The organism is Arthrobacter sp. PvP103 (assembly GCF_017833075.1).
Lineage (GTDB): Bacteria > Actinomycetota > Actinomycetes > Actinomycetales > Micrococcaceae > Arthrobacter.
Genome location: NZ_JAFIBQ010000001.1, coordinates 856,543 through 881,294, shown reverse-complemented (window position 1 = coordinate 881,294; position 24,752 = coordinate 856,543). Strand labels below are relative to the sequence as shown.

General features: G+C 65.1%; 26 protein-coding genes. 12 read left to right on the top strand and 14 right to left on the bottom strand.

The annotated features are described in order from the left end of the window. Positions 1 to 87: 87 nt before the first annotated feature. The gene (galE, locus tag JOE41_RS04055) at positions 88 to 1,101 is read right to left on the bottom strand and encodes a UDP-glucose 4-epimerase GalE (RefSeq protein WP_011692649.1); all 1,014 of its coding nucleotides are present in this window, start codon (positions 1,099 to 1,101) and stop codon (positions 88 to 90) included. Positions 1,102 to 1,182: 81 nt separating this feature from the next. Here galE and JOE41_RS04050 point away from each other — a divergent pair, with 81 nt between their 5' ends. Beyond that, positions 1,183 to 1,803: a TetR/AcrR family transcriptional regulator gene (locus JOE41_RS04050; protein ID WP_209751016.1), complete on the top strand. Its 621-nt coding sequence runs from the start codon at positions 1,183 to 1,185 to the stop codon at positions 1,801 to 1,803. A gap of 76 nt (positions 1,804 to 1,879) precedes the next feature. Next, complete coding sequence (locus tag JOE41_RS04045) at positions 1,880 to 2,491, top strand: hypothetical protein (protein WP_011692647.1); 612 nt, start codon at positions 1,880 to 1,882, stop codon at positions 2,489 to 2,491. 21 nt (positions 2,492 to 2,512) lie between these two features. On the opposite strand, the gene JOE41_RS04040 is transcribed toward JOE41_RS04045, so the two are convergent. Beyond that, positions 2,513 to 3,364, bottom strand: a complete 852-nt coding sequence (locus JOE41_RS04040; protein WP_209751014.1) for a hypothetical protein — start codon at positions 3,362 to 3,364, stop codon at positions 2,513 to 2,515. Between the two features lie 55 nt (positions 3,365 to 3,419). Further along, positions 3,420 to 4,451, bottom strand: coding sequence for a 2,3,4,5-tetrahydropyridine-2,6-dicarboxylate N-succinyltransferase (gene dapD, locus JOE41_RS04035; RefSeq protein WP_209751012.1), 1,032 nt, complete (start codon positions 4,449 to 4,451; stop codon positions 3,420 to 3,422). 50 nt (positions 4,452 to 4,501) lie between these two features. Between dapD and dapE the strand changes: the two genes are divergently transcribed. Further along, entirely contained in the window at positions 4,502 to 5,626 is a 1,125-nt protein-coding gene (gene dapE / locus JOE41_RS04030; protein WP_011692644.1) for a succinyl-diaminopimelate desuccinylase, read from the top strand. A 77-nt stretch (positions 5,627 to 5,703) separates the two neighbouring features. Here dapE and JOE41_RS04025 read toward each other — a convergent pair whose 3' ends face one another. From JOE41_RS04025 to JOE41_RS04010, 4 genes are all read right to left on the bottom strand, one after another. Then, positions 5,704 to 6,543, bottom strand: a complete 840-nt coding sequence (locus JOE41_RS04025) for an amino acid ABC transporter permease (RefSeq protein ID WP_011692643.1) — start codon at positions 6,541 to 6,543, stop codon at positions 5,704 to 5,706. Beyond that, a complete protein-coding gene (locus tag JOE41_RS04020; RefSeq protein WP_011692642.1) occupies positions 6,540 to 7,190 on the bottom strand; it encodes an amino acid ABC transporter permease in 651 nt (216 codons plus the stop codon). The genes JOE41_RS04025 and JOE41_RS04020 overlap by 4 nt, the downstream gene beginning before the upstream one ends. A 95-nt stretch (positions 7,191 to 7,285) precedes the next feature. Next, positions 7,286 to 8,170 (bottom strand): glutamate ABC transporter substrate-binding protein, encoded by an 885-nt coding sequence (locus JOE41_RS04015; protein WP_209751010.1) that lies wholly within the window; start codon positions 8,168 to 8,170, stop codon positions 7,286 to 7,288. 70 nt (positions 8,171 to 8,240) lie between these two features. Beyond that, a complete protein-coding gene (locus tag JOE41_RS04010) occupies positions 8,241 to 8,996 on the bottom strand; it encodes an amino acid ABC transporter ATP-binding protein (RefSeq protein ID WP_043429919.1) in 756 nt (251 codons plus the stop codon). Positions 8,997 to 9,160: 164 nt separating this feature from the next. On the opposite strand from JOE41_RS04010, the gene JOE41_RS04005 reads away from it, so the two are divergent. The 4 genes from JOE41_RS04005 to JOE41_RS03990 all read left to right on the top strand — a co-directional run bounded on the left by JOE41_RS04005 (position 9,161) and on the right by JOE41_RS03990 (position 12,065). Next, entirely contained in the window at positions 9,161 to 9,988 is an 828-nt protein-coding gene (locus tag JOE41_RS04005) for a TIGR00730 family Rossman fold protein (protein ID WP_011692639.1), read from the top strand. A gap of 23 nt (positions 9,989 to 10,011) precedes the next feature. Continuing rightward, on the top strand, positions 10,012 to 10,371 hold the full coding sequence (locus tag JOE41_RS04000) for a DivIVA domain-containing protein (protein WP_209751008.1): 360 nt from the start codon (positions 10,012 to 10,014) through the stop codon (positions 10,369 to 10,371). Between the two features lie 74 nt (positions 10,372 to 10,445). Further along, positions 10,446 to 11,654 carry a hypothetical protein gene (locus JOE41_RS03995; protein WP_245200911.1) on the top strand — a complete coding sequence of 403 codons (1,209 nt, stop codon included), beginning with the start codon at positions 10,446 to 10,448 and terminating at the stop codon, positions 11,652 to 11,654. Positions 11,655 to 11,897: 243 nt separating this feature from the next. Continuing rightward, the gene (locus tag JOE41_RS03990) at positions 11,898 to 12,065 is read left to right on the top strand and encodes a DUF3117 domain-containing protein (protein ID WP_009357720.1); all 168 of its coding nucleotides are present in this window, start codon (positions 11,898 to 11,900) and stop codon (positions 12,063 to 12,065) included. Between the two features lie 44 nt (positions 12,066 to 12,109). Here JOE41_RS03990 and JOE41_RS03985 read toward each other — a convergent pair whose 3' ends face one another. Beyond that, a complete protein-coding gene (locus JOE41_RS03985; protein ID WP_011692636.1) occupies positions 12,110 to 12,742 on the bottom strand; it encodes an O-methyltransferase in 633 nt (210 codons plus the stop codon). Positions 12,743 to 13,039: 297 nt separating this feature from the next. Here JOE41_RS03985 and sigE point away from each other — a divergent pair, with 297 nt between their 5' ends. The 3 genes from sigE (at position 13,040) to JOE41_RS03970 (ending at position 15,234) form a co-directional block, all read left to right on the top strand. Continuing rightward, positions 13,040 to 13,669, top strand: coding sequence for an RNA polymerase sigma factor SigE (gene sigE / locus JOE41_RS03980; protein ID WP_011692635.1), 630 nt, complete (start codon positions 13,040 to 13,042; stop codon positions 13,667 to 13,669). Between the two features lie 8 nt (positions 13,670 to 13,677). Further along, positions 13,678 to 14,751: an anti-sigma factor gene (locus JOE41_RS03975; protein ID WP_245200619.1), complete on the top strand. Its 1,074-nt coding sequence runs from the start codon at positions 13,678 to 13,680 to the stop codon at positions 14,749 to 14,751. Between the two features lie 81 nt (positions 14,752 to 14,832). Next, positions 14,833 to 15,234 carry a hypothetical protein gene (locus tag JOE41_RS03970; protein ID WP_011692633.1) on the top strand — a complete coding sequence of 134 codons (402 nt, stop codon included), beginning with the start codon at positions 14,833 to 14,835 and terminating at the stop codon, positions 15,232 to 15,234. Positions 15,235 to 15,304: 70 nt separating this feature from the next. On the opposite strand, the gene JOE41_RS03965 is transcribed toward JOE41_RS03970, so the two are convergent. The 3 genes from JOE41_RS03965 to JOE41_RS03955 are packed head-to-tail and all read right to left on the bottom strand — an operon-like array spanning position 15,305 to position 18,430. Continuing rightward, on the bottom strand, positions 15,305 to 16,432 hold the full coding sequence (locus JOE41_RS03965; RefSeq protein ID WP_209751004.1) for an Mrp/NBP35 family ATP-binding protein: 1,128 nt from the start codon (positions 16,430 to 16,432) through the stop codon (positions 15,305 to 15,307). A gap of 11 nt (positions 16,433 to 16,443) precedes the next feature. Next, the gene (locus tag JOE41_RS03960; RefSeq protein ID WP_043429917.1) at positions 16,444 to 17,166 is read right to left on the bottom strand and encodes a DUF1003 domain-containing protein; all 723 of its coding nucleotides are present in this window, start codon (positions 17,164 to 17,166) and stop codon (positions 16,444 to 16,446) included. Then, the gene (locus JOE41_RS03955) at positions 17,147 to 18,430 is read right to left on the bottom strand and encodes a magnesium transporter MgtE N-terminal domain-containing protein (protein ID WP_011692630.1); all 1,284 of its coding nucleotides are present in this window, start codon (positions 18,428 to 18,430) and stop codon (positions 17,147 to 17,149) included. Before JOE41_RS03955 ends, JOE41_RS03960 begins: the two co-directional genes overlap by 20 nt. Before the next feature lie 76 nt (positions 18,431 to 18,506). On the opposite strand from JOE41_RS03955, the gene JOE41_RS03950 reads away from it, so the two are divergent. Next, entirely contained in the window at positions 18,507 to 19,409 is a 903-nt protein-coding gene (locus JOE41_RS03950) for a general stress protein (RefSeq protein ID WP_011692629.1), read from the top strand. Between the two features lie 63 nt (positions 19,410 to 19,472). On the opposite strand, the gene JOE41_RS03945 is transcribed toward JOE41_RS03950, so the two are convergent. Then, on the bottom strand, positions 19,473 to 21,065 hold the full coding sequence (locus tag JOE41_RS03945; RefSeq protein ID WP_209751002.1) for an aminopeptidase P family protein: 1,593 nt from the start codon (positions 21,063 to 21,065) through the stop codon (positions 19,473 to 19,475). Between the two features lie 84 nt (positions 21,066 to 21,149). Between JOE41_RS03945 and JOE41_RS03940 the strand changes: the two genes are divergently transcribed. Then, complete coding sequence (locus JOE41_RS03940) at positions 21,150 to 21,998, top strand: PHP domain-containing protein (protein WP_011692627.1); 849 nt, start codon at positions 21,150 to 21,152, stop codon at positions 21,996 to 21,998. A gap of 85 nt (positions 21,999 to 22,083) precedes the next feature. Here the strand turns inward: JOE41_RS03940 and JOE41_RS03935 are convergent, their stop codons facing one another. Both JOE41_RS03935 and JOE41_RS03930 read right to left on the bottom strand, forming a co-directional pair. Beyond that, positions 22,084 to 22,956 (bottom strand): site-specific DNA-methyltransferase, encoded by an 873-nt coding sequence (locus JOE41_RS03935; protein WP_011692626.1) that lies wholly within the window; start codon positions 22,954 to 22,956, stop codon positions 22,084 to 22,086. A gap of 8 nt (positions 22,957 to 22,964) precedes the next feature. Then, on the bottom strand, positions 22,965 to 24,722 hold the full coding sequence (locus JOE41_RS03930) for a DEAD/DEAH box helicase (RefSeq protein ID WP_011692625.1): 1,758 nt from the start codon (positions 24,720 to 24,722) through the stop codon (positions 22,965 to 22,967). Positions 24,723 to 24,752 lie beyond the last annotated feature (30 nt).

Here is a 24,752-nt window from a genome sequence, read left to right as displayed (position 1 = left end):
CCTTAGGTGCGCAGTCGGCGTCGTTCGTTTTCACCAGTGGTTGAGCCTGTCGAGATCGGTTCCGACGGGCTCAACCACCGGACGGTTCTAGGAGTTGTAGCCCAAGGGGTTGTTCTTCTGCCAGCGCCAGTGGTCCTCGCACATCTGGTCCACCGTCTTGGTGGTGGACCAGCTCAGGTCGGCCAGCGCGGACGTGGCATCAGCCCAGAACGCCGGAAGGTCTCCCGCCCGGCGGCCGGTGATCTCGTAGGGGAGCTCGTGGCCCACGGCCTTTTCGAAGGAGCGCAGCACTTCCAGGACGGAAGACCCCTTGCCGGAGCCGAGGTTCCAGCGGAAGACTCCGGTACGGTCAGCTACGTGGTTGAGTGCCGCGACGTGGCCCTCGGCAAGATCCACGACATGGATGTAGTCACGCAGGCAGGTTCCGTCAGGAGTGTCGTAGTCGCCGCCGAAGACCATCAGCTTCTCGCGGCGGCCCACGGCGACCTGTGCGATGAAAGGCACCAGATTGTTGGGGATGCCCTGCGGATCTTCGCCGATCCGGCCGGACGGGTGCGCTCCCACGGGGTTGAAGTACCGCAGGAGTGCGATGTGCCAGCGGGTGTCCGCGGCCCCGAGGTCCGACAGGATGTCCTCGATTTGTTCCTTGGTCCGGCCGTAGGGATTGTTGGCGCCGATCTCCATCTTTTCGACGTAGGGGATGGGATTGTGCTCGCCGTACACGGTGGCGGAGGAGCTGAACACCAGGGAACGGACGTCATGCCGGTCCATGACGCGGATGAGGTTCAGCGTGCCTACGAGGTTGTTGTAGTAGTACTTCAGCGGCTCCCGCACGGATTCGCCCACGGCCTTGAGCCCGGCGAAGTGGATCACTGCATCGATCCGGTCCTGAGCGAAGACGGCATTCACGGCCGCCTCATCCACGAGGTCTACGTTGTGGAACACCGCCTCCTTGCCGCTGAGCTCGGCTACGCGGCGCAGCGACTCTTCGCTTGAATTAACCAGGTTGTCGATGACCACTACCTCATGGCCGGCTTCCTGCAGGGACAGAACAGTGTGGGACCCGATGTAGCCGGTGCCGCCCGTAACCAGAATTCTCATGGACTCAACGCTATCCCAATTCGCCAGGCTTCCGCCCGTGTTGCCCACACCTTGGCGGCACAACTGTGCTAAATAATAAGGGTGCCCAAAATTGTTGATGCCGCAGTCCGGCGCCGGGAAGTTGTCGAAGCCGTCTTCAGGATCATCGCGGCGGACGGACTGGAACGGGCGTCCCTGCGTGAGGTGGCTGACGAAGCCGGATTGGCGGTAGGTTCCGTCCGCCATTACTTCGCCAGCAGCGACGACTTGCTGGCCCATTCCTTTGGCGTCGTGGTTGACAGGATCACCGGCAGGTTGGATGCGGCCCGGGAACACCTCAGCCGCCAGGGCCCCGGGACCCCCGGGCACGGGGAGGGCGTGTTAACCCTGCTGGGCCAGTTCCTCCCGCTGGACGAGGAACGGGCAGTGGACGCGTGTGTCTGGATGGCGTTCAAGAATGCCGCCCGGATCAGGCCGTTCCTGGCCGCCGAGGCCGACCGCAGCCACCGCGCTGTTGCCGCCGTCGTGGGGTGGCTGATCATGGAACTCCGCGGACCCGGAGATACAGAGGACGCCGACGGGCACCAGGCCCTGGTCACTGAAGCGGAGAGGCTGCTGGCTACCTTGGACGGATTGACGATGCACGCCCTGCTGCAGCCGGAATGGATGACAGCCGAGATGTGCCGGGACGTCCTGTCATCGCATCTGCGGAGTCTGGGCTAGTCTTCAACCAGCCATTAACGTGGGTAGTCATCAGGAATACACTGGGACAGTAAACATGCCAAGGGAGGCCATTCGGATGCACCAAACAGGCGGTCCTGGCTGGCGAATCACCATGGACACCTCGGGTCCCATGCTCATCGCGCTTTATGTTCGCGACGCCGCAGGCCTCAACTCCGCCGGGCGTCCGGCGCTTAGCCATTTGGCACCGAAAATCCGTCCCGTGGACCACAGCAACCTCACATCCGAAGTAGGCGGAATCAGTGCGCTGAAGACGGAATGGGAGGCCTGGTGGGAGCAGCTGCTCAAGGCGCATCCCCAAATGACCCCGGACGTAACGCCGCCGGATTTCGAGGCCTTTGGCAACTCTCCGGCTCTCCAGCGCGTGCTGCAGGCCCACTTCGGTTCGGCTCTGACCTGGGCACGGGAGCGTCGTGCCGAATATGCGGCGCTCGAAGCCGAACGGGAGGCCAGCGGCGCCCCGCAACTCCTCGGCGACATGGTGGAGGACCGCCTGCTGGAAGTGGGCCGCGGGTCGCGTGACTTCACGCTGACCATTATTGAACTTCCGCTGACGGAACCACGGGCCTGGTACCTGGAGCCGGACAAGATCATCATGAGCAAGGAACTGCTTTCCCAGCCCGAGGTGTTCCGAAGCTACGTCCAACCCGTTGTGGAACTGCTCGTCTGATCGTCAGGGAACCCCGGACCGTCAGGGAACCCCGGCGGCGACGGTGACCGTGACCTGGCCGGACTGAGCGCCCGAGGGCTGCCATCCGTTCCTGGACGCCCGGTCCCAGCTGCGTCCGTCCACTCCGACCTCCGTGACCGAAAGGGACTTCGCGTTCGCCACAGCCCACTGCGCAACGGCCCACGCCTCGCTGCCGTCCGCCTGCAGCACGATTGTGCTGCCGTCTGCCGAACCCTGGACGTTCCCGAAGGCCGCGTTGATTTCCGCGAGAACGGCCTGGACATCACCTGCACCCTCCGGAGACTTGAGGGTGCAGTCCAGCGCAGCGGGGGACTGCCCGGTCAGGGCAGAGGCAAAGGCCCGGCCCATGTCCTCATGCTCCGCGTAAGCTGCGGGGTAAGCTGAGCGCTGGACTTGCTGCGCGGCAGCCGTGACTTCCAATGACTCGTAACCCGGGATCTTCACCAAGGCGTCGAAGAAGGCCCCGGTCGAATAATACGGGTCCATCACCTGTTCCTCGGTGCCCCAGCCCTGCGAAGGGCGCTGCTGGAACAGGCCGCGCGAATCCGGCCCGGCCTTGTCTCCGTGCTCGATGTTGCGCAGCTTGGATTCCTGCATGGCAGTGGCCAAAGCGATGCTCGCCGCCCTGGGCGGCAGCCCACGGCGCACGGCGACGGCGGTGATCAGGGCCGCGTTTGCCGCCTGGTCAGTGGCCAGGTCGGCCTTCCGTGACCCGACGGCGGCGGTGCACTTCTCGGCAATGAGCGTTTCCGAGCGCTGGATAAAGGCCACTGCCGTGTAGATGCCGCCGGCAATCAGGGCCAGGGCCAGCCCCAGCACTAGCAGGCGGCGCAGGCCGCGTCTCCGTGACACGGGGCTACTCCCTCAGGCCCTGGACGGGCCGGTTGACTTCTGCGGGCGGGCGGAATTAGTTGGCGTGGAGTGCCTCGTTGAGTTCCACGGTCTGCCCCTTGCGGGCGAGCACCTCAACAGCGCCGCTCGCGGAATTGCGGCGGAACAACAGGTTCGGCACACCGGAGAGCTCAACTGCCTTGACCACCCGGGTGGTGTCCTCGCCGTCGGCGTCCTTCGGCCCGATCACGCGGACGCGGGTCCCGGCCGTGACGTACAGGCCGGCTTCCACTACCGAGTCGTCGCCGATGCTGATGCCCACACCGGAGTTTGCGCCCAGCAGGACGCGTTCGCCGAGGGAGATCTTCTCCTTGCCGCCGCCGGACAGGGTGCCCATGATCGACGCGCCGCCGCCAACATCGGTACCGTCGCCCGTGACGACACCGGCTGAGATGCGGCCTTCAACCATGGAGGTTCCCAGGGTGCCGGCGTTGAAATTGACGAAGCCTTCGTGCATCACCGTGGTGCCCTCGGCAAGGTAGGCGCCGAGCCGGACGCGGTCGGCGTCGGCGATCCGGACACCTGCAGGCACCACGTAATCCACCATGCGGGGGAACTTGTCCACGCCGTAGACCGTCACGGCTCCGCGCTTGCGCAGCTTTGCACGGGTCAGTTCGAAGCCCTCAACGGCAGCCGGACCGAAGTTCGTCCACACGACGTTGGGGAGCTTGCCGAAGATGCCGTCCAGGTTGATGGTGTTGGGCCGGACCAGCCGGTGCGAGAGCAGGTGTAGCCGCAGGTAGGCATCCGCGGTATCGGCCGGGGCTTCGTCAAGGTGCACCTGGACGAATACAACCTGCTGTTCGGTGCCGCGGTCCGCGTCGGTGCCGGCCGCAGCGATCTCGGCCAGCACAGGATCGGCGCTTTCCACATTCCGGAGGCTGACCGCTGCGGTTCCAAGGGACGGTGCCGGGAACCAGACGTCGAGCACCGTAGCCTCGCCGTTACGGGTGGAAACGGTGGCCACACCGTAGCCGTAGGCGGAGCGGGCGTCGGCGGAGGCGGAATTGTCAGCGGGCACGGCGGAAGCGGCAGCGGTTTCAGTCATGGTCCCAGTCTATCGAGAGGCGCGGGCAGGTCTCGAACTAGACTGTCATCGTGACTGCTCAAACCGCCTCTGTCCGCCTGGATCTCCGCCAGGACGTCGCCCTCCTCACCGCTGCGCTCATCGACATCAACAGCGTCTCGGCCAACGAGAAGGAACTGGCCGACGCCGTCGAACATGCCCTGCTCAAGATTCCGCAGCTCAAGATCGTCCGGGACGGCGACTCCATCATTGCCCGTACCCAGCTGGGCCGCCCGGAGCGGGTCATCCTGGCCGGGCACCTGGATACGGTGCCCCTGCCGACCACCGAAGGGGCACTGGGCACCGTCCCATCGTTCTGGCCGTCCGGCGCGCCGGGGGAAGGGCTGCTGTACGGCCGCGGCACCACGGACATGAAGGGCGGAGTCGCGGTGCAGCTGGCACTGGCGGCAACAATGTTCGACGGCGGCGCGGAACCGAGCAAGGACGTCACCTTCGTGTTCTACGACCACGAGGAAGTGGAAGCGGTGAAGAGCGGACTCGGGCGCCTGGTCCGCAACCATGGCGAGCTCCTGAACGGCGACTTTGCCATCCTGCTGGAGCCGACACACGGCACTGTGGAGGGCGGATGCAACGGCACCATGCGCTTCGAGGCAACCACCATCGGCGAAGCCGCGCACTCCGCCCGGGCCTGGATGGGCAGCAACGCCATCCATGCTGCGGCCCCTATCCTCGCCAGGCTGGCCGCCTATGAACCGGCCACCATCAGTGTGGACGGCCTGGACTATCGCGAAAGCCTCAATGCTGTGAAGATCAACGGGGGCACGGCAGGCAATGTCATCCCCGACCGTTGCGTGGTGGAGATCAACTACCGCTTTGCCCCGGACAAGTCCCCGGAACAGGCGGAAGCTCACGTACGGGAACTTCTCGACGGCTTCGACGTCGTCAAAACGGACAGCGCCGCCGGCGCGCGGCCCGGTCTGAACCATCCGGCTGCCGCGTCCTTCGTGGCCGCGGTCGGCGCGGAACCGAAACCCAAGTACGGCTGGACTGACGTCGCACGTTTCAGCGAGCTGGGGATCCCTGCCGTTAACTTCGGCCCGGGCGATCCCCTGCTGGCGCACAAGGACGACGAACACGTCGACGCCGACGCGATCCGCGAATGCCTGCGGGCGCTTCGGACGTGGCTGGCCGACTAGGCAGGAAGACGACCCTGGTTGCGAGAAAGGCCCGGATCATGTGATCCGGGCCTTCCTGGTACATCACGTCGTGGTTGCTATGCCACTTCGGCTTCAATCGGCTCAGGCTCAGCCTTGGCCACGCCGCCGGCGGCCTTCTTGGAGCCGCGGCGTTCGATCCAGACCGCGATGCGCGAAACGCAGATGTTGATGGCAATGTAGATCGCAGCCGCCACAAAGAAGACCGGGAACAGGAACTGTGTTCCCAGGAAGTCTGCCATGACCTGGACGGCACGGAGCAGCTCACCGTAGGCGACGATGTAACCCAGGGACGTATCCTTCAGCAGTACCACGAGCTGGGCCACCAGTGAGGGCATCATCCGGCGGACTGCCTGTGGCAGTTCAATGATCATGCGGGACTGGAAGCTTGTCAGTCCAATGGTCAGGCCTGCTTCGCGCTGGCCCTTCGGCAGGGATTGGATACCGGCGCGGATGATTTCCGCGAAAACGGCCGCATTGTACAGGACAAGGCCTGCCACTACCGCGATGAACTGGTTCGTGCCAAAGACCAGCAGAACGAAAAACATCATTAGAACAACCGGCATGCCACGAAGGAATTCCAGCACGATCCGGGTGGGGATCCGGATGGCGGCGAGGTCGGAAATGCGCATCAGGCAGAGCAGCAGTCCCAAGGGGAACGCGATGACGGCGGCAACAGCTGCAGCGCTGAGCGTTGCGCCGATGCCGTTGCCGAGCAGCGCCCATACATCCGCGCGCGTGAAGATAGCCCAGCGCCGTCCCTCGAAGATGCCTTGCTGAGCCAGCGTGCTGACGATCCATGCCAGCAGGCCAAGAATGAGGAGTGAACCGACAACAGAGCCGATCAGTGAGACCCTTCGGGCTTTTGGCCCCGGGACGTCGTACAGGACTGAGCTCATCGGGCGATCGCCACCTTTCGTTCGACGGTGCTCGCCAGGATGCCCAGCGGAACAGTGATCAGCAGGTAGAAGAAAGCCACTCCGAGGAGAACGGCCAGCACAGCATCACCGTTGGCATTGGCGAGCTGGCGGCCGTAGCCGAACAATTCCAGTACGAAGAACGCGCCGGCAACGGAGGAGTTCTTCACGAGTGCAATCAGGATGTTGATCAACGGCGGGATCACCGTCCGTAAAGCCTGCGGAAGAATGATGAGGGATAGCACCTGGCCGAATTTCATGCCGATGCTGCGTGCAGCCTCGGCCTGCCCGACGGGAACGCTGTTGACGCCCGAGCGCACAGCTTCGGCGATGAAGGCGGCTGTGTAGGCGCTGAGGGCAATAATGGCGGCCACTTCGAACTGCTCAAATTTCACCCCGAGCCTGGGGAGGACGATCGCCGCAAAGAAGAAGGCAATCGTCAGGGGGGTGTTCCGCAGGATTTCCACGTAGGTCATGCTGAAGCCGCGGAGGGCAGCAACGGGGGAGACCCGGGCTGCGGCGAGCACCGTTCCCAGCACCAGGGCGATTACTCCGGATACGGCAGACAGGAACAGGGTTCGGAGAAAGCCCTCCCAGTAAAGTGGCAGGTTTTCAATGATGACGTCCATAACATCCTTCGGCTGTGTGTCGCGGACGGGAGCGAAGATGGGTGGGCGGTTGCCGGAGCCGCGGTGAGCGGACTCCGGCAACCGCCCCGAGCTACTTAGTAGCGGTCGATGGCGGGGAGTTCCGGGGCCGTCTTAATGACGGAGCCAGCGGTCGCTTCCCAGGCCTTCTTGTAAGACCCGTCCTTGCTGAACTCTTCCAGCTGGTCGTTGATCCAGTTGCGGAAAACGGTGTCGTCCTTCTTCAGGCCGATGCCGTAAGGCTCCTTGGTGAAGGTTTCATCCGAGGCCAGCTTGAAGGCTTCCGGTTCCTTGTCCACGAAGCCGGCCAGGATCACGTTGTCCGTAGTGATGGCTTCCACCTGCTTGTTGCGCAGAGGTTCCAGGCAGGCCGAGTAGGTGGCTGCGGGAACGAGTTCAGCTCCGTACTTTTCCACGATAGTGGCCGCCGGGGTGGACCCCGTTACGGAGCAGACCTTCTTGCCCTTGACGTCTTCCGGCTTCTTGATGGTGTCGTTGTCCTTGTTCACCATCAGGGCCTGTCCCGCCTCGTAATAAGGTCCGGCGAAGCTGACGACCTGCTTGCGCTTGTCGTTGATGGTGTAGGTGGCGATGACCAGATCCACCTTGCCCTGCTCGATGAAAGGTTCGCGGTTGGCCGAAACAGTCTCAGACCATTCGATCTTGTCCGCAGGGATGCCCAGCTTGGCGGCAATGAGTTTGCCCATCTCGACGTCAAAGCCGATGGGCTTGCCGTCCAGGCCAACCTGGCCGAACAACGGCTGGTCAAACTTGGTGCCGATCTTGATGGAACCGGCCTTGGAGAGCTTCTCCATTGTGCTGCCTGCCGCAAAGGTTGGCTTCTCGGCGACCGAGGGATTGCTGGTGGTTCCGCCCCCGCCGCCGCAGGCGCTCAGTGTCAGAGCGAGGGCTGCTGATGCTGCAACCACAAAGGACTTTCGTCGGGTCAAAAATGCCTTCATGACATTACCTTTCATTGGCGGCCACTGTGGTGGCCTAGGTGCGAACTGAGTTGGTGCGGTCTCGGGGGAATCAGTGAGTGAGGAGCTTGGAGAGGAAATCCTTGGCGCGGTTGCTCTGCGGGTTCGTGAAGAATTCCTCGGGCGTCGCGTCCTCGACGATCTGGCCGTCCGCCATGAACACCACGCGGTCAGCGGCTTTACGGGCGAACCCCATTTCGTGGGTAACCACGATCATGGTCATCCCTTCCTTGGCCAGCTGGATCATGACGTCAAGGACTTCGTTGATCATCTCCGGGTCAAGGGCAGAGGTGGGCTCGTCAAAGAGCATGACCTTCGGCTTCATGGCCAGGGCGCGGGCAATTGCCACGCGCTGCTGCTGGCCGCCGGAGAGCTGTGCCGGCAGCTTGGGTGCCTGGTGTCCGACGCCGACGCGTTCCAGCAGTGCCATGGCGTCCTTGTCGGCCTGCGCCTTGGGCACCCCTTTTACCTTGATCGGCCCCAGGGTGACGTTCTCGAGGATCGTCTTGTGGGCAAAGAGATTGAAGGACTGGAACACCATGCCGACGTCGGCCCGCAGCTTGGCGAGTTCCTTGCCTTCTTCCGGGAGTTCCTTACCGTCGATGGCGATCTTGCCGTCATCGATCGTCTCCAGACGGTTGATGGCCCGGCAGAGGGTCGATTTACCGGAACCGGACGGTCCGATGACCACAACAACTTCGCCCTTGCGGACGTTGAGGTTGATGTCCTTCAGTACGTGCAGCTGGCCGTAGTGCTTGTTCACGGCTTTCAGGGAGACGAGCGCATCGCCGGGCACTTGAGTAGTCATAAGAGAGAATCTAGCGAACATTAGCGGGATATGACGGCAATCACTCCAACTTCATACAGATCGTAATTCAAGAGATACCTGCAGGTCAGCGACCCGGATGCCCGCTGGTGCGGGTTCGGACGCGCCGGACGGTGGGGCTTGTCGAACCGCGCTAGCCTTGGTGGATGAGTACCGATCCGCAGCCTTCTCCAACTCCAGTACCTCCCATTGCCACCCGTCACAAGGGTCCGCTGGAGCTGCGACGCAAACAGGCGGCAGTGGAGATGTCGGACCAGCACCTGCTGGACACCAAGGGGCCGGGCCAGTTCGTCCACACCGATCCCTGGCGGGTGCTTAGGATCCAGAGTGAGTTCGTGGAAGGCTTTGGTGCCCTGGCGGACCTGGGGCCGGCCGTCAGCGTGTTTGGATCCGCCCGCACCAAACCGGGATCGGTCTACTACGAGTTGGGCGTTGAAGTGGGCCGCAAACTGGCCGAAGCGGGAGTTGCCGTCATTACCGGCGGCGGTCCGGGCTCCATGGAGGCGGCCAACAAGGGTGCCGTTCAGGGAAACGGTGTTTCCGTGGGTCTTGGCATTGAGCTGCCGTTCGAACAGGGCCTCAACCAGTGGGTGGACCTCGGGATCAACTTCCGCTATTTCTTCGCGCGGAAGACGATGTTCGTGAAGTATGCCCAGGGTTTTATTGTGCTTCCCGGCGGCCTGGGCACCCTGGACGAACTCTTCGAAGCGATGGTCCTGGTCCAGACCCGGAAGGTCACCTCGTTCCCGATCGTGCTCCTCGGCACTGCCTTCTGGGGACCCATGATCGACTGGATCAGGGGCACGCTCGTTGAAGACGGGATGATCTCCGAGAAGGACCTGAGCCTCATCCAGGTTGTGGACGAGCCTGCACATGCCGTGGACCTGGTGATCCACGGTGCCATCCGGCCGTCGCCGGAAACCAGTGCAGGCAACGGAGCGGGCGGGCCGAACGGCAACCAGCGTCCGGAATAAGGGCTGCGCCGGCGTCTGGCACGATGGATCCTGTGAGTTTCTTCCTGATATTCCTCGCCATCGCTTTGATCGGCGCCGCGCTCTTCTTCGGAGCTGATTCCGCATCGGGTATTTTTCGGCGCCGGCGGTCTGCCGAGTCCGCGCTTTTGGACGGTTTCGAGGAGCCCGTGGCATCGCTGCCCCCGGTGCTGCTTCCTGCCGAGGCAGCGCCTGCCGACGTTGACCGGATCCGTTTTGCCCTGGGACTGCGCGGTTACCGCATGGATCAGGTTGACCAAGTCCTGGACGACCTCCGGGACCAGCTTGCCGCGAAGGACGACGAAATTGAACGGCTGCGTTCCGAACTCCGCGCGCCCGCACAGCCAGGGGAGAGCGGGCCTTGAGCCAGCAGGGCACGTCAGCCGGCCGGGCGGTGCCGGAGGGGAACCAGGGGCTGAATACCCTGCTGCGCAAACGTATGGGGTCCGCTGCTGCGCGCGCCGGCATGTGGCCGTGGTGGGCGCAAGTGGCCTGCGTCTACGCTGCTGCACGGATTGTGAGCGCCTGCATCTTCATGGCGGCCGCCCTTCACCAGGGGGTCAACCCGTGGTTCCCCGCCAAGCCTGATTACTGGAACTTCATCAATATCTGGGACGCCCGCTGGTACGGCGAGGTACTCCGGAACGGCTACCCGAGCCAGCTTCCCGTGGACGACGGCGGCAACGTCCAGGAGAACGCCTGGGCTTTCTATGCCCTCTTTCCGATGCTCGGGCGCGCAGTCTCGGCCATGACGGGAATGGACCCCGCGCTGGCCCTCACATTCATCGCGATGGCTGCCGGGCTGGGTGCCGTGCTGGTGGTGTATCGCCTCTTTCGGCAGAAAGCCGCCCACCGCACGGCGATGTGGGGTGTGGTCTTCTTTTCCACCTTTCCCGTGGCCGCCGTCCTCCAGGTTCCCTATGCCGAGTCGCTGAACCTGTTGCTGCTGGCGTCGGCACTGCTCCTGGTCATGCAGAGGCGATATCTGTGGGCCATGCCGGTAGTTGTCCTGATGTGCCTTTCCCGGCCCACGGGGGTTCCGTTTGCCGCCATGGCTGGGGGGTTGCTTGCCTACCGCCTGTGGGAGCGCACCCGCCCCGCCACGCGGCGCGGCGACGAGACCCTGCCTCCCGGCGGTCGGGACCTCCTGGGCCTGGCGGCTTTGACCGCAGTCAGCGGACTCAGCGCCCTGATGTGGCCGGCCATTGCCTGGGCCGTTACCGGCGATCCCGCGGCGTACACCAAGACGGAAACCGTCTGGCGCGGCCATGACCTGGTGCCCTTTAAGCCGTGGTTCGACACCGGGATCCAGCTTTTCGGCCCAGTATTGGGGGTGCTGGCTCCATTCGTCTTTGTTGCGGCCTTCGGGCTTGTGATGACGTCTTCTCCGGTGGCCGCGCTAGGGGCGGAGCTGCGGCTCTGGTGCGTCTGCTACATGGGTTATCTGCTCGTATTCCTGCATCCCCAGACCAGCACGTTCCGGATGCTCCTGCCCCTCTTTCCGCTGGCGCTGAGCGCAGCCCTCCTGTCGCGTTCCCGCGCCTACCGCGGCACCGTGGTCACCATGTTCGTCCTGCTCCAGATTGTCTGGATCGTATGGCTCTGGGCCTGGGCGCAGCTGCCGGGTGGTGGAGACTATCCGCCGTGAGCCGGTCCGCGGAACTATGACGCACGACACAGTCGGCCACGATTTTCCAAGTGATGAAGAAAATCCATCAATTAGCTACAGCCGGGTAATTACAGGATAATAGGGGTTAAGCATGAACAAATTGCATTCACAACTGTTCAGCCATGGCGGTAGCTCCTAGGCCGCCATAGCGGCTTGATTGACGACGCGGCCACAGCCCGCCCGGGCTGGTAGGTCCTGGGACTATTGGAGGGGATTTTCCTCATGGCGGCTATGAAACCACGCACCGGCGACGGCCCTATGGAAGTAACCAAAGAGGGCCGCAGCTTGATTATGCGTGTGCCGCTCGAAGGCGGGGGGCGGCTTGTGGTCGAACTTAACGCGGCAGAGGCGGCAAACCTCAAGGAATGCCTCGTCGGCGTTACCGAATAGATTTGCTCGGGTAGGGCCTGCAGCTTGTGGCTGCGGGCCCTTCCTTATTTTTTGACCGCTACCAACAGGCCGTCACCGGTGGGCAGCATGGCCGAGGCCAGCCGTTCGTCGTCGCGAATTGCCTTGCCCACCTGGCGAAGAACCACCGTGGTTGAATCCCGGGCCGCCGGGTTGGCCACGCGGTCCTTATCCAGGGCGTCGTTGATGACCAACAGGCCGCCGCGTTTCAGCAGGCGGATGGCCTGCTCGACATACCCCGGGATGCCCGGCTTGTCCGCGTCGATGAACACCAGATCGTAAGCGCCGTCGGTCAGGCGCGGCAGGACGTCGCCGGCACGGCCGGAAATAGTGCGAGTGCGGTTTGCGGGACTTCCGGCTTCCTGGAAAGCCTCCCGCGCCGCCCTGAGGTGTTCCACGTCCACGTCGATGGTGGTCAGGACCGCCTGGGGGCCAAGGCCCCGGAGCAGGCAGACGCCGGACACGCCGGCACCCGTGCCGATTTCCACAGCAGTCTGGGCTTTCGAAGCTGCCGCCAGTACCGTCAGCACCGCTCCCACGCCCGGTCCGACCGGCGTCACGCCCAGCTCAAAGGAACGCTCCCGAGCATGCAGCAATACTTCATCCTCGGCAGGCAGATCTTCTGCATAGGACCAGCTCGTGGACTTATCGGCGCTCATGAGGATTCGCTTTCTGGGCGGCAGGGGATTGTTCCTAACAGCGTACTGTGTCCGGCGGTGCCCGGCCCGGAGGTGACGGCCCGGCAGGCTGTGGCTGCGGCCCGATGTGACGGGAACCACCATCCCTGGCGCGCCTGCCGCGCGGGATTCCGCCCAAGGCTGAAGCCCATGGATAGTCAGGAAATTCCCAGCCAACTTTGAAATGATTGTTATCCGCTCATCCAGGAGGTGATCGGCGCCGAAGCACTGGTGTCAGCACCGTCCAGGCGTTAGTACCATCCATGAGGGGAGTGGACGATGTCAGCATCAGTTGTGGCACCTGTCCCGGCAATTGAAGATTCAGTGGCCCAGTCAGAAGCGGAGTGGGTCAGGCCAACCTGGGAAGAAGTGGTGACTAACCACTCCGCCAAGGTCTACCGCCTTGCCTACCGTTTGACCGGCAACAAGTACGACGCCGAGGACCTCACCCAGGAGGTGTTCGTCCGCGTCTTCAGGTCGCTGGAGAACTTCAAGCCCGGTACCCTCGACGGCTGGCTGCACCGGATCACCACCAACCTTTTCCTGGACCAGGCGCGCCGCAAGAGCCGCATCCGCTTTGATGCCCTCGCCGAAGACGCCGAATCCCGGCTGCCCGGCCGCGAACCCGGCCCGGAACAGAGCTTTGAATTCAACAACCTCGACCTCGATGTCCAGGCCGCCCTGGAGGAACTGCCGCCGGACTTCCGCGCCGCCGTCGTCCTGTGCGACCTCGAAGGCCTGTCCTATGACGAGGTGGCCGAGGCGCTGGGAGTGAAACTCGGAACCGTGCGGTCCCGCATCCACCGCGGACGCACCATGCTCCGGGAAAAGCTGGCGCACCGCGATCCCCGCACCAGGCAGTCCCTCAAGCCACGGCTTAAGCTGCCCCGCATCGCCGGCATCCTCTGATCGGCTCCATGGGTCAGCTGAGAAACCTGCTGCGTGGCCTTGGCGGCAACTGTACGCGCGGACTCCTGCCGCGCAGCAAGCGCGGACGCGGCGCGGAACACATAAAGTCCTGCCCCGAATGCATGTCGCTGCAGTGGCGTGAACGCCAGTACCTGGAGCGCCTGCGGCGCGCCTCGATCCCGGCCGCCAGCGACGACTTCACGGCCAGGCTCCTGGCGCGGACGCAGCAGCTCGCCACGGCGCCCAATGCGGCCGAAAACACTGCTGGCCGGCAGCCCGCCCCCGGCCACGCCGCTGCAGGATCCCGGGCGCTGAGGAGCCTGGGCCTCGCAGCAGGCGGAGCCGTTGCCGCAGCCGGAGTGGTCACTGCCGCCGCATATTTCATGGCCGGTGATCCCAGGCCCGAGGCAGGCGGTGTACCCGCAACGTCGGTCCAGCAGGGGGAAGCCACCTTCGGGCTGCAGTCGTCGACGGGTTCCGCGTCCCTGGGGACGGCCGGCATGCTGACAAGCGCCGATCTTGCGCAGCTCCGCACGGAGGGATGGTCTTGCCCGGAGCTCCGGCACATGGGCTTCCACATGCTCTGGGCCCGGCGCGAAGCTGTGGCGGGGCTGGGCATCCTGGAAATGAGGCTTACCGACGGGAAGCATTTTGCCACCGTCCTGGAACAGCATCCGCAGCCAGGCCCGGCTGGCGCTGCACCATCCACCGTCCCCGTGTCATCGCCCACGAATATCCTGACGGGCCGTCCTGCAGCGGACGACGGGTTCGTGCCCGCGCCCCAAGGTGCTGCCGGCAGTCCCGCTGGCGGACCCGGGTCGCTCTGGATCAACGCATCAGCCCCGTGGCGAGCCATTTACCAGGCGCCGGGTGTGACGTTTACCTATATGTCGGACCTGCCCGCCGACACGGCCGTCGACGGCGTGGCGGAGTTGGTTCGCTCAGGTTCGGTCAAGCCGGTGCACAGTATCAAGGACGTTGCGGGGCCCGCAGCGGCCGGCAGCACCGCGGCCGCCCCGGAAGACCTGACCGCAAGGCTGCAGCGTGGACTGGGGCGCATTCTGGAGCTTTTCACGCCATGAGCGGGCTGCCCGCCGTGACTGCTATTGTGCGGCACGCGTCAGAATCGTCACCAGTGTCCCGGAGAGGGTAATCTTCCTAGGGTGTTTGGAATCAACGGTCCGGAGTTTCTTCTTCTGCTGATCATCGGCGTCCTGGTGATCGGCCCCAGCCGGCTGCCCGAATACACCCAGAAACTGGCGAACCTGGTCAAGGAAGTCCGCCGGATGGCGTCGGGCGCCCGGGAACAGATCAAGGACGAGGTCGGGATCGACATCGACGAAGTCGACTGGAAGAAATACGACCCGCGCCAGTACGATCCCCGCCGGATCATCAAGGAAGCCCTGCTCGACGACGACACCAAGCCCGTCAGCGCCGGTGCGCCGGCAACGGTTGCGGCCGTTGCCTCGGCCTCTGCCGCGTCCTACGCGGAAGAGCGCCCGGCACGCGTCATTGAACGGCTGGCCGACGGCGAGCGTGCACCGTTCGACTCCGAGGCCACCTAGGCCGGAATTTCGGCAGGCTCACTTGCCGGGCTAACGGCTCAATTGCCGAGGCGGATGTCACCAGGCTCAATCACCGGGGCTGCAGGCCCAGCTTCATTCCCGTCAGGCCCCGCGGCCTTGCTGCGAGCTTTCCCGCAATCCCCGTCAGCGCCTGGGCCGCAGGAGTCTCGGGCCTGCCGAGAACGATCGGCTGGCCGGTGTCACCGCCCTCGCGCAACAGGATGTCCAGTGGTATCTGGCCCAGGAGCGGCACGTCCGCCCCGACCGTCGCGGACAGCCGTTCGGCGAGCACAGCGCCGCCGCCGCTGCCGAACAGTTCCATCCTGCCGCCGTCGGGCATTTCAAGGAACGACATGTTCTCCACAATCCCGGCCACCGACTGGCCTGTCTGCGTGGCGATGGCGCCGGCCCGCTCGGCGACGTCGGCGGCAGCGGTCTGCGGCGTCGTCACCACCAGGATTTCGGCTTTCGGAAGCAGCTGCGCCACGGAGATGGCGATGTCCCCGGTTCCCGGGGGCAGGTCAAGGAAGAGTGCGTCCAGGTCGCCGAAGTAGACGTCGGTGAGGAACTGCTCAAGGGCCCGGTGCAGCATGGGCCCGCGCCATGCCACCGGCTGGTTGCCCTTGACGAACATGCCGATCGAAATGACTTTCACACCGTAAGCCACCGGCGGAAGGATCATGTCGTCGACCCGGGTGGGAGCCTGGTCGATGCCCATGAGGGCCGGGACCGAGAAGCCGTACACGTCGGCGTCGATGATGCCGACGCGCAGGCCCTGGGCTGCCATGGCGCACGCGAGGTTGACCGTCACGGAGGACTTGCCCACTCCGCCCTTGCCGCTGGCCACGGCAAAGACCTTCGTCAGCGACCCGGGCTGGTTGAACGGAATGCCGCGCTGGCCGCCGGGGCCGCGGAGTTGCTCTTTCAACGCGTCCCGCTGCTCCTGCGTCATGACTTTGAGCTCGACGTCGACGGCGGTCACCCCCGGGACCGCGGAGAGCGCGGCCTCGGAGTCCGCGGTGATGGTGCCGCGCAGCGGACACCCCGCAATGGTGAGCAGCACAACGAGGCGGACCCGGCCGTCGTCGTCAATGGCCACCGACTGCACCATGCCGAGTTCGGTGATGGGGCGGCGCAGTTCGGGATCGATGACAGTGGCCAGTGCAGCATCCACTGCCTGGCCCAGGGGGGTGATCATACGGTCAGTACTCAGCTTTCGGGGGTGTTGAGGTGCGCAGGGTAGCTGGGATGATCCGGCTTCACCCTGGGGATCTGCTGGGTCCGCGGGTTGCGCTGCTTGTCTCGCCGCTCCTTCAACTTCTCCTTGACTTTATCCTTGGGAGATTCGTGGCTTCCCGTACCGGACGGGTCATGCGTGCGAAGTTCTTCCTGCGCCTCCAGCATGTCCTCCAGGAGGCTGCGAAGTTCGGCACGGACGTAGTCACGGGTGGCAACTTCACGTAGTGCGATGCGCAGCGACGCTAGTTCCCTGGTGAGGTATTCGGTGTCCGAGAGATTGCGTTCGGCGCGCTGGCGGTCCTGCTGCAGCGACACGCGGTCACGGTCGTCCTGGCGGTTTTGGGCGAGCAGCAGCAGCGGGGCCGCATAGGAGGCCTGCAGGGAGAGCATCAGCGTCAGCAACGTGAAGCCGAGCTCGCGTGAATCGAACTGCCACTCCAGCGGGGCCCAGGTGTTCCAGACCAGCCAGAAAATGCAAAACACCGTCATGTAGACCAGGAACTGGGGCGTTCCCATAAAGCGGGCAAAGCCCTCGGTCGTCTGGCCGAAGGCATCCGGGTTCGGCGAGAACTTCGGGAGGATCCGCTGACGCCCGCTCAGCGGAGTGTCGAGGCTGCCTTTGCCGCCTCCTTTACCGCCCGGCCGGGCAGTGGAGGTTCTGGGTGTGCTGTTATCAGCCAACGCGGCCTCCAAGTTTCCTTATCGGGGCGTCGTCCTCGTGGGCGCGCCAGTCATCCGGGAGCAAGTGATCCAGCACGTCATCAACAGTCACCGCCCCCACAAGCCGACCGTCGCTGTTGACCACGGGGAGCGAGTTGAGGTTGTAGGTGGCCAGGGTACGGGCCACCTCGCTGATGTGCGCCTGGTCCGAGACCGGTTCCAGGGTTTTGTCCACCAGGTTTCCGAGGGGTTCCGGCGGCGGATAGCGCAGCAGCTGCTGGATGTGGACGACGCCGAGGAAACGGCCGGTCGGTGTCTCCAGCGGAGGCCGGGCGATGAAGATCGACGAGGCCAGGGCGGGGGAGAGTTCCTCGCGGCGGACGTGGGCGAGCGCCTCGGCGACGGTGGCCTCGGGCGGGAGGATGACCGGGACCGGAGTCATCAGACCGCCGGCGGTGTCCTCGTCGTACTCCAGCAGGCGGCGGACGTCTTCGGCGCCCTCGGGTTCCATGAGCTGAAGCAGTTCCTCCGCCTGGGCGCTGGGGAGTTCGGCGAGGAGGTCGGCGGCGTCGTCCGGGTCCATCTCTTCAAGGACGTCAGCGGCGCGGTTGACGTCGAGGGCGGAGAGGATTTCCACCTGGTCACCTTCGGGCATCTCCTGCAGGACGTCGGCGAGGCGCTCGTCCTGGAGTTCGCTGGCGACCTCGAAACGGCGCTTGTCGCTCATTTCCTGGAGGGCCTCGGCGAAGTCGGCAGGCTTTAGGTCCTCGTGGGTCGCAACGAACTGGGTGGCGGCCTGCGGCTCCGTCTTGGCACCCTGCTGCGCATCGGCCCAGTCGATGATCATGGTCTCGTTGCGGCGCAGCCGGCTCAACGGCGAGAGGGAGTGGCCCCGGCGGACAAAGAGCTTGCTGACAAACCAGTCGCCGGAACGGTGCTTGTCCATCGCGATGTCCTCGATGGTGGCGTCGCCGCTGCCATCGGCGAGGGTCACGCGGCGGTCGAACATCTCAGCCACCACGAGGGTTTCCGCGCCGCGCTGTTCGAAGCGGCGCAGGTTGACCAGGCCCGTGCAGATGATCTGGGTCTGGTCGATCGAGGTGATTCGGGTCATCGGCACGAAGACGCGTTTCTTACCGGGGACTTCCACGACGATGCCCACCACATGCGGGGCGCCCCGGGTGCCGCGGGAGAGCACGACGACGTCGCGCAACCTGCCGAGACGGTCGCCCAGGGGGTCGAAGACATCCAGTCCGAGGAGGCGCGCAACAAACACCCGCGAAATATTTGTGCTCACCCCTACAGGCTACCGAGTCTGCTCTCTTTTAGCTGAATTTCAGCCTGCACACAGCCGGATGGGCAAGAATGGATGTATGTCAAACATTTTTGGTGCCCCCAAGGCCGGTGTCCCGAACGGGCCGGACGAGTTCCGCACGGTTCCGGCCGGGGACACCGTCGGTTCGTATACCTCCTACCTGGACGCCCAAAAGGCGGTGGACTACCTCGCAGACCAGCAGTTCCCCGTCCAGCTGGTGTCCATCGTGGGCAACGACCTGAAGATGGTTGAGCGCGTCACCGGCCGGCTGAGCTACCCCCGGGTGGCGTTGTCGGGCGCACTGAGCGGTATGTGGTTTGGCTTATTCGTAGGCGTCATGCTGTCCTTCTTTTCGCCCACCGGCGGCTACTTCTCGATTGTGACCTCGGTGCTCATGGGCGCGGCGTTCTTTATGCTCTTTGGCATCGTGACCTACGCAATGCAACGCGGTAAGCGCGACTTCACCTCAACCAGCCAGGTGGTGGCCACCAACTACGACGTCGTGGTGGCCTTTGAGGCTTCCCATGAGGCACGGCGCATGCTGCAGCAGCTGCCCATGACCACGTCGGATGCCTCCGCCGGGGCCGCATCGTATGGCCAGACCCAGCCGTTCCAACAGCCGGGGCACCAGCCCGGACCCCAGCAGGGTCCCGGGCCTCAGCAGAGCCCTGGACCGCAGCACGGTCCCGGACCCCAGCGCCCTGCGGGCTGGGATGATCCTTACGGCCAGAGGACGCCTGAGGCAGGGAACCAGCCGTCCTACGGCGCGCATGCAGCCGCCGCGCCCGGCCACGGACCGCAGGCCGCTGCCGAGGAACAGCATCAGGCCGCGCCGAAGCCCGCAGTGCGCTACCCGGACCTCCCGGACGGCCGGCCGCAGTACGGTGTCCGCGTGACCGATACCCACAAACCGGAGGACGGACACAAGCAGGAGACCGCTGAGGGAGGCGACCGGCAGTAGTCCCCTTAAACAACAAAGGCCTCCGTCCGGTTGATCCGGACGGAGGCCTTTTGTTTAAGCGGCTTACGGCTGTGCGTGCTCTGCTTCCTGGTAGATGCCCGCCATCCAGGACTCGACGTCGTCGGCCTTGCGGGGGAGTGCGGCGCTGAGGTTGACCGGACCGTCGGCAGTCATGAGGATGTCGTCCTCGATCCGGACGCCAATGCCGCGGTATTCCGCCGGAATCGCGAGATCCTCGTTCTTGAAGTACAGGCCCGGCTCGATCGTGAACACCATTCCCGGGGTCAGGACGCCGTCCAGGTAGAGCTCACGCTTGGCCTGGGCGCAGTCGTGCACATCGAGGCCAAGGTGGTGGCTGGTGCCGTGCGGCATCCAGCGGCGGTGCTGCTGGCCCTCGGGGCTGATGGCTTCCTCGACGGACACGGGCAGCAGGCCCCATTCCGCCAGGCGCTCAGCGAGGACAGTGGTGGCGGCCGTGTGGATGTCGCGGAACTTGGTGCCGGGCTGCGCGGCGGCGAAGCCAGCGTCCGCTGCGTCCAGGACAGCCTCGTAGACCTTGCGCTGGACCTCGGTAAACGTGCCGTTGGCGGGCAGGGTACGGGTGATGTCAGCCGTATAGAGGGAATCGGCCTCAACGCCGGCATCCAGCAGCAGGAGCTCGCCGGCGTTGACCGTTCCGGTGTTCCGCGTCCAGTGCAGCACGGTGGCGTTGTTGCCCGAGGCCGCGATGGTGTCGTAGCCCAGCTCATTGCCCTCTTCCCGGGCACGGGCAAAGAAGGCTCCCTCGACGACGCGCTCGCCGCGCCGGTGGGTCAGGGCCCGGGGGAGGGCCTTGACGACCTCGGTGAACCCTTCCACGGTCGCGGCCACGGCGGTCTTCATCTGCTCGATTTCCCACGCATCCTTGAGCAGGCGGAGCTCGGAGAGGGCCTCGGTGAGCTTCTCATCAAGGGCATCCAGCACGCCCAGGTCCAGGTTGTCCGGGTCCTTGGCAGTGTTGTAGCGGGCCGTGTCCACCAGGGCGTCGATGTTCTCGTCCACCTTGCGCACCAGCCGGATGGAGATACCGCCGATTTCGGGGGCGCCCACATTCTTGGTGATAGCCAGTTCGAGCTCGTCGATGTGGGCAGTGGCGAGGCCCAGCCTGCGTTCGAATTCTGCCAGCGTGGGGCGGGCGCCGATCCAGAATTCGCCGGAGCGGGAGTCTGCATAGAACTGTTCGGTGTCCCGGCCGGCGAGGGGCCGGAAGTAAAGGGTGGCGCGGTGGTTCCCGCCGTCGTCGCCCTTTCCTTCTTCAACCGGTTCGAAAATGAGCACGGCGTCGGGCTCGTGGTCGAGGCCCAGGCCCGTCAGGTGGGCGAAACCGGAGTGGGGGCGGAAGCGGTAGTCGCAGTCGTTGGAGCGGACCTTCAGCGGGCCGGCGGGGACCACCAGGCGTTCGCCCTTGAACAGGCCGGAAATGGTGCGACGCCGGGCGGCGGCGTGATCGGCCACGGCGTCCCGATCGGGGAGCTCTTGTGCCGAGGGCGCCCAGTTGCTGGCCATGAAGGCCTTGAAGGCGTCGGAACTGGGCCGCTGCGAGCGGTTGTTGACGCGCTCTTCGAGGGGCTGGCTTACTGTATTTTCACCGTTGTAGGTGTTGTCTGCATCGTTCACCGTCCCATAGTCTCACCAGCTGCGTGGCCGGGGCCACCGAACACTGCACCGAAGACTGCACCGGCCATCTACTAGGCTGGGCAGGTGAGGATTGATCTGCATGCCCACTCGAATGTTTCCGACGGCACGGAGGCGCCCGCAGCGGTGATGGCGGCCGCCGCTGCCGCAGGCCTGGACGTAGTGGCCCTGACCGACCACGATTCCACCGACGGCTGGGCGGAAGCGTCGGCGGCGGCCCGGAGCGCGGGGATTGTCCTGGTGCCCGGCATGGAGATTTCCTGCCGTACGGAGGAGGGCATTAGCGTCCACCTGCTCAGTTACCTGCACGATCCTTCGCACCCCGGCCTGCTGGAGGAAATCACCAAGGCCAAGGACGCGCGCCTCATCCGGGCCGAACGCATGGTCACCCTCCTGGCCGAGGACTACCCGCTGACCTGGGACGACGTCATCCACCATGTGGCACCGGGCGCCACGCTGGGGCGGCCGCACATCGCCGACGCCCTGGTGGCTGCCGGGGTGGTCGCGGACCGGACTGAGGCCTTCGCCTCGATCCTGACGTCTCAGTCCCGGTACTTTGTCCAGCATTACGCCCCTGATCCGGCCGTCGCCGTGGCCCTGGTCAGGGAGGCGGGAGGCGTGCCCGTGTTCGCGCACCCGGTGGCGTCGGCCCGCGGCCGGGTGGTGGGCAGGCGCACCTACCTGGAGATGATCGACGCCGGCCTGGCAGGCCTGGAGATCGACCACCGCGACAACCCGGAGAAGGGCCGGGCCTACCTGCGTGCACTCGCCGAGGAACATGGCCTGCTGGTCACCGGCTCCTCCGACTACCACGGCACGGGCAAGCCGAACCTGCTGGGCGAGAACCTCACGGCACCCGAGGTCATGGCGAGGATCGAAGAGCAGGCCAGCGGAACCGCCGTCGTGCGTCCTTGAGCTCTGCCGTTACCTCGTGAACCGCGCCCCCGGCTGACTGGCAGTTAACGCTCTGGAAACCGCGAATGACGACGAGATATGCGGGTCAGTTGGGTGGGAACGACGTAAACGATGCCAGGGCACTGAGCCGCTTGGACATGACCTCGATGGCAGGCTGATTCTGGTCCACGCAGACGAACTTCCGGTCCAGCTTGGCGGCCACGGCTCCGAGGGTGCCGGAGCCGGCGAAAAAGTCCAGGCACCAGTCACCCGGCCGGCTGGAGGCAGCCACCACGCGGCGGATCAGGCCCTCGGGCTTCTGCGTCGGGTAGCCGGTTTTCTCCTTGCCGGTGGGGGAGACGATGGTGTGCCACCAGACGTCGGTGGGCAGCTTACCGAGCTCCCGCTTTTCCGGCGTGACCAGTCCGGGTGCCATGTACGGTTCGCGGTCCACTTCAGCGCTGTTGAAGTGGTACTTGGCAGGGTTCTTGACGTACACCAGGATGTTGTCGTGCTTCGTGGGCCAGCGGAACTTGGCGCGGGCGCCGTAGTCGTAGGCCCAGATAATCTCGTTCAGGAAGCACTCCCGGCCGAAGATGGCGTCCAGCATCACCTTGGCGTAGTGGACTTCCCGATAGTCCAGGTGGAGGTACAGGGTGCCGTCATCAGCCAGCAGCCGCCACGCTTCCACGAGCCTTGGTTCCAGGAAGGACCAGTAGTCGCTGAAGGCGTCGTCGTATTTGTGCAGGGCACCCTTGATCGTGTCGTAGGAGCGGCCCTTGAAGCCCACGCGGTCGCCGCCGCCGTCCGCGTTGCGCACCATGGTGGTCTGCTGGCGGCTCTGGGCGCGGCCCGTGTTGAACGGCGGGTCGACGTAGATGAGTGTGAAGGCGCCGTCCGGCAGCGTGGGGAGGTACTCCGCGTTGTCCGCGTGTACCACCAGGTTGCTGCCGTCCGGCGCCCAGACGGTGTCAGTCATTGAGGGGTTTAGGCCTCAGTGTTGCCGTGTTGTGCGCCGTCCTGGGCTGCGTTTCCGCCGCCCACCACTTCGCCGTTGCGGCGGCGCGTGCGGGTGCGGCGGCGGGCGCGGGTTGCCCGGTCGACCTCCGCCGGCGCTGAAGCGGGCGCTGCTGCCACGGGGGCTGCGTCGGCCGCCGGAACGGCTGCCGCAGTGTTGTCGGAAGAACGACGGCGGCGCTCACCTGAACGTGCGCCCTCGCGTCCGGAGCTGTCCCTGCTGCTCCCGGCCTCGCTGCGGCGGGAATCGCGTCCGCCGGAGCGGCCGCTGTCGCGTCCACCGCCGGTGCTTCCGCCGCGGGCGGTGTCGCGGCCGCCGTCCCGTGCGCTGCCGCGCCCGGTCTTCTTGCCGGTCTCGCCCAGGTCCTCCAGGACCTCGGCGTCGACGCCGGCGAGTACGCGCTTGTCGCGGGGCAGGCGGCCCTTGGTGCCTTCCGGAATGTCCAGCTCTTCGTAGAGGTGCGGGGACGAGGAATAGGTCTCCACCGGTTCCGGCACGCTGAGCCCCAGCGCCTTGTTGATCAGGCCCCAGCGGGGCATGTCGTCCCAGTCGACGAAGGTCACGGCGGTACCCTTGTTGCCGGCGCGGCCGGTGCGGCCCACGCGGTGCAGGTAGATCTTTTCGTCTTCGACGCACTGGTAGTTGATCACGTGCGTGACGTCGTCGACGTCGATGCCGCGGGCGGCGACGTCGGTGGCCACCAGGACGTCAACCTTGTTGTTGCGGAAGGCCCGGAGGGCCTGCTCCCGGGCACCCTGGCCAAGGTCGCCGTGAATGGCGGCCGCAGCGAACCCGCGGTCCACCAGTTCTTCGGCCACCTTGGCGGCGGTGCGCTTGGTCTTGGTGAAGATGATGGTGCGGCCACGGCCGCGTGCCTGCAGGATGCGGGCCACCACTTCGATCTTGTCCATGCTGTGGGCGCGGTAGATCAGCTGGCGGATGTCGCGCTTGGTCAGGCCCTCGTCGTCCGGATCAGCCGCCCGGATGTGCGTGGGCTGGGTCATGTAGCGGCGGGCCATGGCGATGACCGGGCCGGGCATGGTTGCCGAGAACAGCAGGGTCTGGCGGACGGCGGGGGTCCCTGCAATCAGTGTCTCGACGTCCGGCAGGAAGCCGAGGTCCAACATTTCGTCGGCCTCGTCGAGGATGACGATCTTGACGTTCTTCAAGCTCAGGTGCTTCTGCTTGTACAGGTCGATCAGGCGGCCGGGGGTGCCGACAACGATCTCGACGCCCTTCTGCAGGGAATCCACCTGCGGCTCATAGGCGCGGCCGCCGTAAATGGTGGCAATGCGGGCGTTGCGCTTCCGGGCGGCGTTTTCCAGGTCCTTGGCAACCTGGACGGCGAGCTCGCGGGTGGGCACGATCACCAGCGCCTGCGGAGCGCCCGGGACTGCCAGCTTGTCGAAGCCGGGGTCGTCGCGTCCCACCACGCGTTGCAGCGCGGGGATGCCGAAGCCCAGGGTCTTGCCGGTGCCCGTCTTGGCCTGGCCGATGATGTCGTGGCCGGCGAGGGCCACAGGCAGCGTCATAGCCTGGATGGGGAAGGGGTGGGTGATTCCGGCGTCGGCCAGGGACTCGACGATGTCGGCGCGGACGTTGTAGTCCGCGAACGATTTCTCCTCGATCTCGTGCGGCTTTTCGTCCGAGATGATGGTCTCTTCCGGCTCGATCGTTTCAGTGCCGGTTTCGTCGGTCAGAAGTTGGTGCGTATGCAATTCACTCACAGGGGAGTTTCCTTATTCATTTGGGCATTG

Bases quoted from the DNA above. Each gene is read 5' to 3' on its own strand.
- galE (WP_011692649.1), bottom strand. From the start codon at position 1,101: ATGAGAATTCTGGTTACGGGCGGCACCGGCTACATCGGGTCCCACACT.
- JOE41_RS04045 (WP_011692647.1), top strand. From the start codon at position 1,880: ATGCACCAAACAGGCGGTCCTGGCTGGCGAATCACCATGGACACCTCG.
- dapD (WP_209751012.1), bottom strand. From the start codon at position 4,451: ATGACTGAAACCGCTGCCGCTTCCGCCGTGCCCGCTGACAATTCCGCC.
- JOE41_RS04025 (WP_011692643.1), bottom strand. From the start codon at position 6,543: ATGAGCTCAGTCCTGTACGACGTCCCGGGGCCAAAAGCCCGAAGGGTC.
- JOE41_RS04020 (WP_011692642.1), bottom strand. From the start codon at position 7,190: ATGGACGTCATCATTGAAAACCTGCCACTTTACTGGGAGGGCTTTCTC.
- JOE41_RS04015 (WP_209751010.1), bottom strand. From the start codon at position 8,170: ATGAAGGCATTTTTGACCCGACGAAAGTCCTTTGTGGTTGCAGCATCA.
- JOE41_RS04010 (WP_043429919.1), bottom strand. From the start codon at position 8,996: ATGACTACTCAAGTGCCCGGCGATGCGCTCGTCTCCCTGAAAGCCGTG.
- JOE41_RS04005 (WP_011692639.1), top strand. From the start codon at position 9,161: ATGAGTACCGATCCGCAGCCTTCTCCAACTCCAGTACCTCCCATTGCC.
- JOE41_RS04000 (WP_209751008.1), top strand. From the start codon at position 10,012: ATGGATCCTGTGAGTTTCTTCCTGATATTCCTCGCCATCGCTTTGATC.
- JOE41_RS03995 (WP_245200911.1), top strand. From the start codon at position 10,446: ATGGGGTCCGCTGCTGCGCGCGCCGGCATGTGGCCGTGGTGGGCGCAA.
- JOE41_RS03990 (WP_009357720.1), top strand. From the start codon at position 11,898: ATGGCGGCTATGAAACCACGCACCGGCGACGGCCCTATGGAAGTAACC.
- JOE41_RS03985 (WP_011692636.1), bottom strand. From the start codon at position 12,742: ATGAGCGCCGATAAGTCCACGAGCTGGTCCTATGCAGAAGATCTGCCT.
- sigE (WP_011692635.1), top strand. From the start codon at position 13,040: ATGTCAGCATCAGTTGTGGCACCTGTCCCGGCAATTGAAGATTCAGTG.
- JOE41_RS03975 (WP_245200619.1), top strand. From the start codon at position 13,678: ATGGGTCAGCTGAGAAACCTGCTGCGTGGCCTTGGCGGCAACTGTACG.
- JOE41_RS03965 (WP_209751004.1), bottom strand. From the start codon at position 16,432: ATGATCACCCCCCTGGGCCAGGCAGTGGATGCTGCACTGGCCACTGTC.
- JOE41_RS03950 (WP_011692629.1), top strand. From the start codon at position 18,507: ATGTCAAACATTTTTGGTGCCCCCAAGGCCGGTGTCCCGAACGGGCCG.
- JOE41_RS03935 (WP_011692626.1), bottom strand. From the start codon at position 22,956: ATGACTGACACCGTCTGGGCGCCGGACGGCAGCAACCTGGTGGTACAC.